The organism is Photobacterium sp. DNB23_23_1 (assembly GCF_052873815.1).
The window spans coordinates 118,786-128,928 of sequence record NZ_JBNNXT010000012.1 but is presented as its reverse complement, the minus strand read 5'-3'; the positions used below and the strand labels follow the sequence as shown (position 1 = coordinate 128,928).

General features: G+C 41.0%; 6 protein-coding genes. 2 read left to right on the top strand and 4 right to left on the bottom strand.

Features of this window, described 5'->3' with window-relative positions:
* Positions 1-142: 142 nt before the first annotated feature.
* Both ACVA53_RS10250 and ACVA53_RS10245 read right to left on the bottom strand, forming a co-directional pair.
* Positions 143-1,186, bottom strand: a complete 1,044-nt coding sequence (locus ACVA53_RS10250; protein WP_446505034.1) for a hypothetical protein — start codon at positions 1,184-1,186, stop codon at positions 143-145.
* A 3-nt stretch (positions 1,187-1,189) separates the two neighbouring features.
* Positions 1,190-4,177, bottom strand: a complete 2,988-nt coding sequence (locus tag ACVA53_RS10245; RefSeq protein ID WP_446505033.1) for a DUF7151 family protein — start codon at positions 4,175-4,177, stop codon at positions 1,190-1,192.
* 1,147 nt (positions 4,178-5,324) lie between these two features.
* On the opposite strand from ACVA53_RS10245, the gene ACVA53_RS10240 reads away from it, so the two are divergent.
* The gene (locus ACVA53_RS10240; protein ID WP_446505032.1) at positions 5,325-5,567 is read left to right on the top strand and encodes a hypothetical protein; all 243 of its coding nucleotides are present in this window, start codon (positions 5,325-5,327) and stop codon (positions 5,565-5,567) included.
* A gap of 171 nt (positions 5,568-5,738) precedes the next feature.
* Here ACVA53_RS10240 and ACVA53_RS10235 read toward each other — a convergent pair whose 3' ends face one another.
* Together ACVA53_RS10235 and ACVA53_RS10230 are read right to left on the bottom strand one after the other, a co-directional pair.
* Positions 5,739-6,911: a multidrug effflux MFS transporter gene (locus ACVA53_RS10235; RefSeq protein ID WP_446505031.1), complete on the bottom strand. Its 1,173-nt coding sequence runs from the start codon at positions 6,909-6,911 to the stop codon at positions 5,739-5,741.
* 290 nt (positions 6,912-7,201) lie between these two features.
* Positions 7,202-8,203, bottom strand: a complete 1,002-nt coding sequence (locus ACVA53_RS10230) for a substrate-binding domain-containing protein (protein WP_446505030.1) — start codon at positions 8,201-8,203, stop codon at positions 7,202-7,204.
* A 344-nt stretch (positions 8,204-8,547) separates the two neighbouring features.
* On the opposite strand from ACVA53_RS10230, the gene ACVA53_RS10225 reads away from it, so the two are divergent.
* Positions 8,548-10,134: an FGGY-family carbohydrate kinase gene (locus ACVA53_RS10225; protein WP_446505029.1), complete on the top strand. Its 1,587-nt coding sequence runs from the start codon at positions 8,548-8,550 to the stop codon at positions 10,132-10,134.
* The last annotated feature ends 9 nt before the right edge of the window (positions 10,135-10,143 follow it).

Genomic DNA, 10,143 nt, shown 5'->3' with positions numbered 1-10,143 from the left:
TGAGCCGGATATCGACTCGCTGCTTCCTTGGAACTTCGATTATTAAAGCGCGCCACGTGGGATCGTGGGGCGCTTACATAGAACGGAGGTTATGGTAAATAAAGAGCCATAAGTACTCCGGCAGTACAAAGGAAAAACCGACTTAAAAAGTGAATAACACTCCCGCAGAAATATATGAATACGGATGTTTAAAAAATGGAGCTGTTTGCTGATTGTATGTCCCTGGGGACGTTCCAAGCATGTAGTTAGAAGCCACGTACCAACTAGTGATGAAAGTCAGATGGTTGTTTACCTGATACTGTAACCTTGCATCAAGTGTAATATTTATGTTTTCTAAGTAATCTTGCTCATAGCCACTCTCAGTAATGTAATAAGCACCGAGTGAAATTGTGCCACCCATTGCATCTGAAAATTTATTTTGATAAAGCAGTTGAGCATTCAATATATGTTCATACCACGCTTTACTCTGCGGTGCTTTTTGCTTTAGCGTATCGATGTGCTCTCGCACAGTTCCACCTTTAACTTCCATACTCAAAAAATTTTCATCTGTTACATTAAATAACCTTGAATCAACTGTTGGGTTTATTTGAGCCAAATGATAACCAACGGCAAGATGAAAAGGCCAGAGCTGTGATAGGTCTCTGAGGTAATGAAATGATACACCAAACTCCTTATTTTCGACCTCAAGTAATGGTAAAGGCTCTAAACTATCAGGATCGAGTAATACAATATCCTCTCCAAAAATAACATTTCCCATTTGGTACTTATCAAAACGCTGCATAGGAAAGCGACTATGGTATACCCCAAATTCAAATCCTTGATCTTGTTTCTGATTCACTAGCTGTAACTTAGCGGCAAACCCATATTGATCAATTTCAAGATAAGTCGGTTCAATAGCTCTATCAGCACGAAAAGAACGATAAAAAACATGTCCTCTTGTGACTACCGTATGTTTGTTCCAAACTAACGAAGTATCGTAGTTAAAACCTAAATGAATTGAGGACTCATTATTGAACCGTACAGAACTTGATACTTTATCGGCGTAATCAAAGATATCGAAATGTTTTGTTGAGTAACCTGTATCAATCCAGACCTCCTTGCTATCAGTCGCGATAAGAGGTAAATCAAGTACCGAGGAGAATACTCCCCTCGATACTATCAGTAATACCAAAACAAAGAATCTCATCGATTATTTGGTATATGTAAGAGTTTTAGTCAACGTTGAAGATGCACCACCAACAACATCTTTAACCGTTATCCTCAGTGTATAGTTACCAGCAGCTACACTTCTCATATCGACAGTCGTATCAAAGCTTGTTCCGGTCGTATCTAAAACTGTTAAACTCCCGAGCGTGACAGTAATACGAACGGGGTTATTAGTGATACCAATGTTGCCAAGAATACGCAGGCTATCACCACTAATATCAGCTTCTGACGGCGAAAGAAGATCTATTAAGATTGGAACATTAACCTTAGAACTCACCTCTCTAACTTCACCGCGGTTAGACTCAATTAAAATCGAATATGAATGAGACCCTGGTATTAAATTGTTAAACGCCCACGTGTAAGCATTTTTATTAACGCAGTTTTGTGGATATATGTAGCAATAATTTTGCGAACGATACCATGTAGAATTAGGCTCCGTTAACCTGACCGGTGCCATATCATCCATTGATAACTCGACAAAGCTTATTCCTGAATCATCCGATGCCGATACTTGAATTTCATAGTGGCCGATGTCTGGCGTCGTTGAGCTGCTACTTCCTGTATGCACTCGTTGACTCACAGATGGAACTGGTGTTTCAGGGTTATAGCTTGAGAAACTTGACTCGATATCGACATATGACGAATCTTGCATTTTCACTCTTGCCAATATCGAATGAATACCATCTGCGATTCGAGTAGTATCTATTTGGCACGACGGTTCTGTCCAATTCCCCCCCATATTTGTCGTACATTTATGCGTAAAGTCAACATACCAATCGACCGTCGAAATAATCGGTGAGGGTGAATCTAACTGCGCAATCATCATCCCCTCAATAGGCAATGATTGATCATAGATGATACTTGGCTGATAATCTGCATTTGCGACAAGAACAGCAGGTTTTAGTAATGCTTCACCCTCGCTTTTCAATACAAACACACGATAATAACTACTCTCACTGACATTTCGTGTCCAAGTAATCGGCAGACCGCTTTCTGGTGAGGCTGCAAGTAATTCCTCTGTTTCCCAACATTCACAACTCGCATTATATTTCTCGACACGAAAACCGAACTCATCAGTCCATTTGTCTATCCATGAAACTTCAAACGCTGATGTCGAACTATCGTATATAGACTTCAATGAAGCCGATTCTGTAGCCGTATCATCTGTAATATTCAGCCTTACTTTAGATAAGTTTGAATCTAAAAAACCATCATTAACTTGATAACTAAACGCATCATCGATAAGCAAATTTGCACTTAATGGTGCGTATATTACTTTTCCTTCCGACGATTCAGCTAATGTAACCCCTCCCGTAATAGCACCATCAACTAATGCATACGTAAGTGGGCCGGTGCCACCATAACCTGATAACATCGCCGATACCTGAATTAATTGCCCCTGCCTTACTTCTAGTGACTTCGTTACATTTTGAGTAATGGGCACAGGCTGACGCGTCACGTTAAACCGACCTCGGAATGAATCAAAGTAATTGCCATACGAGTCGACAACAGGGAAATCAGAAAACGTGACAAAGTAAGAATAAGATCCATCTCTCATCACCCCAGGGGATAAAGCCGTGCCTAGTTGATCATCATCAAACAGTGATGCAACATTAAAAATTAGTCGATTACCATTATCAACACTGAAAATGTCAGAGTTATTATCTAACTTCAACTTCACGGCTAACTCGCCATCGGAGGTAAAATATGTGGCAGTTGCTTCCCCATCCTTTGATGACTTAACTGAAAGGTTATTTCCATCAGAAATCCAATCATAAGCATACGAGAAAGTAACCTGCCGTTCTCCCTGAGCTCGCTCTAAATCTGGCCCATCAACCAATGTTACCTCTACCTGAGTTGTTCCGGCGGCTCGAGGTAAATTAGAAAGTATTAAATTAACAGATGGAGAAATGGCCTCTTCTTCTCTTTCTCTATCCGCAAGATTTTGAAGATTAAGAGCACTTATCGCTGCAGGACTAGGTAAATTAGCGGTAACACTGTTATCAGAATTAATACCACCAACCACATAAGTTCGAGGAATTAAACCATCAGGATAATCGACAAACTGAATATTATTGGTATTAATTGAAAAGTGTCCACTCGGCACATCCACGTCGGAAACGTTAATATATACCTGTCCCTGAGATGATTGAGATTGACCATCATCGGCAATATAGAAAAACTGGTCATTACCGACAAAATCAACACTTGGTTGATAAGTAAATTCGCCTGTTAGTGAGCTGAAACTAGTGAGCTCTCCAAAGCGTGGAGCTTGTGTAATGATAAAGATAAGGCGATCGTTTTCAGCATCATCAGCGATTAAGCTTCCACTTTTAGGAGTATTTAAAACCGTATTGAAAACAGTTAATTCTGGAACATCCGGAGGTGTATTCCCATCCGGGTTTTGGTTGTAACAAGTATAGTGTTGCGTCACAATTTCATTATTATCTAAGATGCCATTACGATTGTTATCAGCCCCTACAAGAACAACACTACCACCAAATTCACAACTTTCTCCAGGGCCTTCTCCACGAATTCTGATTAAGAATGCATAGTCGTAATTTCCTGTACTAGCACTACTGTTACACATGAAGGATGTTTCGGTAGTTTCGCTTTCGGAAAGCTTGCCATCGCCATTAAGGTCGATACCAATCGAAAATTTACTCCCACCATTTGGACAACTATTACCTGGGGAAATGTAGTTGATATCAATTAACGACTCATTGCCAACACTACCATTACATATAGTCTGATAGCCGCTAATTTCATTTTTATCTAAGATCCCATTCCCGTTTAAATCCGTTCCAACTGCGATTTCTAATCCGCCATTTGGACAAGTATCTGAAGATTGGATAACTGAAGTTTTAATAAGAGTAGATGTACTTGTCGATGGTGGAGGGGAATCACTACTTCCACCGCAACCACTCATAATTAAAGATGCTACAATTGCAACATATCCATATTTTTGCATTTAATATCCTTATCATGCAGAAAACTACAGCTTTCAATTATGACCAATGAAATATCGATCATAGCCATACAAAACAAAGATATACATAGTAACGCATGGGTTGCATCATTTACCAGTTCGTTATCAAAAAAAGATAAATAAAATATGAATTTAAATAGCTTTAATGGGTAGTTGTAGTACATATTTGGTGTGCACATTTAGCCTGATGTATAGCAGAAAGAACCGATTATTAAATCGGCACATAAAATAACTCATTGATGAAGTGAGTAGCCAATCTATTTAAAGAAGTAATTGAGCACCTCCGTTCCCTGATACCAAAACTCTGCTTGTTAACGCGCTAAGCGCCTATCAATTTAAGTTGCTGATTTTAGACGATAAAACAGAGGTATTAGCCACGAAGTTCGCTAGAGAAACTAATTGTATAACATGTTAAAGGTGAAACCAGACCCTGAGGGTTTGAAAGTTAGCTACAGGATCATGGGTATTTCACTTTGGTAAATGAAAAGATTACTTACGGGGTAGATTTGACAACAAAAGCCCAAAATCACAAGAAAGATAGCGGTGTTCAGATAACACAGTCGAGTTTTATTAAGGTGAAAATTTAATTACAGAATGATAGGTCAGCCATACCTGAGGTAATTCATATTTTACTAAATTAGAAAAAACGCAACTCGAAATTGTCCAAAGCCTTGCTGACTGGTGTGGTAGTGCTATTTGTGCTCATCGAACGACGTAACGATCGAGCCATAAGCATCGATGACTGTGTTCAAACCAGTCGGTAAGTCGCTAATCGACACAAAGGTGTTTCCAGATCCCTATAGGTGGCCGTCTTCGATATACCTTCAAGCTTGGGCCATTGACTTGACCCGCCGTGTATTATCAACATATTGATGTGAAAAACAAAAAGTACTAAGTGCGATATACGATGGAGATGACTCACTGAACTGAAGGCTTGGGTATTACGGACAATACGTAATTGAGTTAGCTGAAATGGCTGTAGGGGGGAGCGGATTTCCGATTTAGTATCTCCTCGATTTCTCCATAATCTCCCCACATTTTCGATTTAGATTGAATCATCGCTAATCACAAGCGCTTGCTAAGTAAATACTTCGAGAGCTTGACGAATACTTAAATCGAGGATGAACTCATGAAAAAATACACCCTTCCAGTTTTGGCTTTATTTCTAGCGTGTGGCTCATTACCGACATTAGCCAATGAGCGTAGACCTGCTCCGCCATCTTTTGAAGAGCTTGATACTAACGGTGATGGTGTTCTGACTAAAGATGAGCTCAGAGGCCCATTATTAGATGATTTCGAAAAGTTCGATAAAGACGGGAGTGGTTCGTTATCCGAAGATGAGTTGCCAGAGCCGCCGAAGGGCCGCAAGTAAGGGGCTCGGTGGGTAACTAAATATTCAAGAGGTTGCGAGTTGGATTAGCACTACCTAGTTCAACTCGCCCTATAATCCACTTCCTTCTGTAAGACTGGCCTGATGCTTTGGTAAGTGCGTAACAAGATTAATGCTTGTCCTGTTCATCAATTTGTTTATCAGTGTTGGTGCTTAGTCCACCGTCAAACAAGTGCTTTCTTCTTTTGGTAATAGGATATTTGAAGCTGTTACCAACGAAAGCATGACAATAACCAAAGGCCATAGTGTGCCGTTGTAAAACAGAGTAGTGAGGCCGCCCATTAAGGCACCGGCCAAAAATTGCCCAGCACCTAAAAGTGCTGATGCTGAACCTGTATTGCCGTCAAACTGACTCATATACAGAGCATTGGCATTTGGCATAATGGCACCAAGCATGCCTACAGCTCCCATAATACCAAGCATATAAACATATACAGACACTTCCATGGCGGTGAACGTCGCTAATACTAAAACAAAAATGGCTTGGAATAGAACACCGATACGCAGTAGCTTTATAGCCGGTTGTGAGCTCAATAGTTTAGAATTGATCCTGTTTATCAGCATGTTAGCAACGGTGTTTGCTGCAAATACCAAGCCGAACAATTGCTCACTCAGTCCAAATTGAACTTGATAGATAAATGAGGCGTTAGTTACAAAGACCATCATCACACTAAAGCCACACGCTTGAACAAGTAAGTAGCTCATCGCTTGCTTGTTTTGCATGACCATTATATATCGGCGGTATGCAGGTATGTTTTCTTGATCAGATCGGGTCGGACATTTGGGGAGTGATTTAGCGACAACAGCCGCGGTAAACAGTGAATAGGCAGCGCAAAAGTAAAAAATGTTCTGCCACCCACCAGTCAGCAAGATCAAAGCTCCAATACTTGGTGCCACAGCGGGGGCGAGAACCATGATAAGGGCGATCAAACCAAACAGCTTGGCGGCCTCATTCCCTTTCTCGCGCATCCTGACCAAAGGTGCAATACATACCCCTGCAAAACCGCCACCAATTGCCTGAAATATGCGCGCGATCTGAATAACATGAAGGCTAGCAGCTGAAGCAATGATGATCGACGCCACTGCATATAGAATTAGACCACCGATAATAATGATTCTTTTGTTATAGCGATCGGCTAATGGCCCGCCAATCAATTGTCCCAGTGCCATGCCAAAAATGTAAAAACTCACTGTAGTTGCAACTGAATTAACGCCTACCCCTAAATACTCAGCCATCGAGGGTATACCTGGTAGATAGGCATCGACTGCAAATGGGCCAGCGGCCATGATCAATGCCATTAAAATGATAAAGTGCCGTCTAGACATAAATCCTCACTGATTTAAGGTAGTTTCTTCCTAAAAATCATATTCGATTATATTTATCTTTCTGGCAAGACATTATTGCTCGGTTTAAAGGCGGGAAATCACAATTGCGGTCGAGAAGTTTGAAACCATTAAGCATGAGCGGTCGAGGTAAGCTTATCTCATGATTTGGGGAGGCTTTCGCCAGTTTACTACCCGAGACCTTACTCTGACATAATGATTATGAACACTTTATATTTCTCCATTCCATGAAGGGGCAGCCCAGCTGCCTTATAGGCCCTCATCGTGTAGGGTTACTTACGGTCAACGATAATGGGATCGACGATAATATTTTCGTAGGCTAGTTTTTTTTGTTTTACTATTTGTAGTAGCTTGTGCATTGAGTGATACGCGATATCGTCCACGTTTTGCCTAACGGACAAAACTCGATTGGGCAGGAAATCAAGCATAGTATGATCATCAAAGGTTCCTATGATGGTTGTTCGTGGGATTGCACCTAGTTGTTCCTTCATATAATGCAGGCTGCCTTCCATTAGTGGTATCGACGAGAAGATAAGGCCTTCTGGTACTCTGTTGATCTCTTCATATAAAGATTTAAATGCATGGTAGCCATCTTGATGTGTGTTTTTATTTACTATCCGGTTCCAAGAGTGGTGTAGTTCTCTGTTTGCGTCATGGTGGGCATTAACAAAACCTTTAAGCCTAGCTTGGATAGAAGGGAAGTTGGTATCTCCACAGATATAGAATGATTCGGAAATGGTTAGATCAAGAACACGCTTTGTTAATTGGTAACTGCCTGAGTAGTTGTCTGAATGAACAATAATGACGTTATCTTGGGTGAAAGTTTGATCGATGAAAATAATTGGTTTGTTAGAGTTTGCTTTAATCGCTTTAAGTTGGTTCTCACGAGAGCTTGCTACCCAGAAGAGTGCATCGACACCACGAGCTAAGAGAGTTTGCAGCAAATCGTATTCTTGACTTGGTTCGCCGAAGCTTGAAACAACCAGTAGTTGCAAGTCTTCTTCTTGGCATTTTGTTTGTAGCTTTTCTGTGAGTTGAGAAAAGAATGGGTTGGATAGCCAGGGTATTATAAGACCAATTGTGTTTGTTTTATTGAGCTTGAGACTTCTCGCAGTCTGGTTGACCGTGTATCCGTGCTCAAGGATATAGTCTTGAATGACACTTTGAGTTTTTTTTGAAATGCGATATTTATCTGCCTTCCCGTTAATAACAAACTTAACAGTAGTAACCGAAAATCCGGTATCCATCGCAATTTCAGAAATTGATTTACTCATATTTTGTATTTATCCAGTGTAACAACTCATTTACATGCTGTTGGTGCTTTACAACAACGGGTAAGTGTAAAAGTTCGCTGATTAAATGGAGAATAATCATTTGAGTCAGCAATAAATGCTCTCTTGGTATATCTAAAGGTTGAATTGAGCATGAAAGAAAAAACAAAAGTGTAGTTAACTTACAACCAAAAAATTCACCATCAAACAAATTTCGTGATATGTGTGGCGTTTGATATCTTTTGGCGAAAAAATCCCTGCCCGTATTTATAAACATCGTAGCTTGTAATTGCAATACGCACTTGCTAATAATCTGCTAACACGAGTTAGCATAGGGAAGTTTCTTGATGCCAGAATATTTAGTTGGCGTGGATGTAGGGTCTGCAAGTGTCCGTGCGGGGGTGTATGACAATAAGGGGAATTGTTTAGCGGTATCGGTTTCACCGATAAAACAATTTCGACCTAAGCCCAACTTTGTTGAGCAATCTTCCGATGATATTTGGATACAAACATGTAAGGTTGTAAAAAATGCCATTAAAGATAGTGGTGTTCATGTATCTCAAGTGAAGGGGATTGGTTTTGACGCAACGTGTTCCTTGGTTGCATTAGATGAAATGGGCCAGCCAGTTTCTGTATCCCCTACAGGAATAAATGATCAAAACATCATTATGTGGATGGATCACCGCGCTATTGAGCAAGCCGAAAAGATCAACGCTAGTAACGATTCAAATCTTAAGTATGTCGGTGGTGAGATTAGTCCTGAAATGGAAATCCCCAAGATTGCTTGGATTAAGCAAAACTTACCAACTCAATACTCCAAGATAGCTTCTTTTTTTGATTTGGCTGATTTCCTTGTGCATAAAGCGACAAATCAAAATACAAGAAGCGTGTGTACCAAGACATGTAAGTGGAATTACCTTGCTCACAAAAAAGAGTGGGCCAAGTCTGTACTAGAAGTTGCAGGTCTAAATGATTTGGTTTCATCTGGAAAAATTGATGGTGAAATTGCAGATCTAGGCACTGCTGCTGGTCAGCTTTCAGGCCAATGTGCAGAACTCATGGGTTTAACTTCAGATGTTGTGGTTGCAACGGGCATCATTGATGCACACGCTGGTGGTTTAGCCATCATTGGCAGTAAGCCAGAGACCACGCTAGCAATCATTGGGGGAACTTCATCCTGCCATATGGCAGTGAGTAAGGTATCAACTTTTGTCCCAGGGGTCTGGGGACCGTATTGGGGGGCCATGCTGCCTGATTACTGGCTGCTAGAAGGCGGACAAAGTGCAGCAGGGGCGCTGGTTGATCATGTCATTCGAACCTCAAGCGTATACCCAGCTCTTAAACAGCGTGCTGAAGTTGAAGGTAAAACTGTTTATAACATTATTAATGATCGGCTTCTTGTGTTGGAACAAGGTGGTGAAATTACGAGTGAATTTCACTTGTTAGGCTATTACCACGGTAATCGCTCTCCACGGGCCAATCCTAATCTAAAAGGCATGATTTCTGGTTTAACTCTCAATGATAGTCTTGATGAGCTTGTTATTCATTATCTTTCAGCCATCCAGTCTGTTGCGTATGGCACTCGCCATATCATCGACACGATGGTTGAACATGGTCATCAGATTAATGAAATTCACATGTGTGGTGGTGGTACCAAAAACCCTATCTGGCTTCGAGAGCATGCCGATATATGTCAGTGTGATGTTGTACTCCCGAAAGAAGTGAATGCTGTGCTCCTCGGCTCCGCCATGCTCGCAGCATCCGCCAGTGATACCTATCCAACGCTGTTTGATGCTATCGGCTCTATGTACGCTGAAGGCGACAGGATACAGCCAAACGCTGAACGCTCTACATTCCATGACAAGAAGTATCAAGTCTTCTTGGAAATGTATCATGACCAAATGAAGTACAAATCCATTATGGGCAACCAATAAGAGGCTTAC

Coding starts and splice junctions, on each gene's coding strand:
- ACVA53_RS10245 (WP_446505033.1), bottom strand. CDS start 4,177: ATGCAAAAATATGGATATGTTGCAATTGTAGCATCTTTAATTATGAGT.
- ACVA53_RS10230 (WP_446505030.1), bottom strand. CDS start 8,203: ATGAGTAAATCAATTTCTGAAATTGCGATGGATACCGGATTTTCGGTT.
- ACVA53_RS10235 (WP_446505031.1), bottom strand. CDS start 6,911: ATGTCTAGACGGCACTTTATCATTTTAATGGCATTGATCATGGCCGCT.
- ACVA53_RS10225 (WP_446505029.1), top strand. CDS start 8,548: ATGCCAGAATATTTAGTTGGCGTGGATGTAGGGTCTGCAAGTGTCCGT.
- ACVA53_RS10240 (WP_446505032.1), top strand. CDS start 5,325: ATGAAAAAATACACCCTTCCAGTTTTGGCTTTATTTCTAGCGTGTGGC.
- ACVA53_RS10250 (WP_446505034.1), bottom strand. CDS start 1,186: ATGAGATTCTTTGTTTTGGTATTACTGATAGTATCGAGGGGAGTATTC.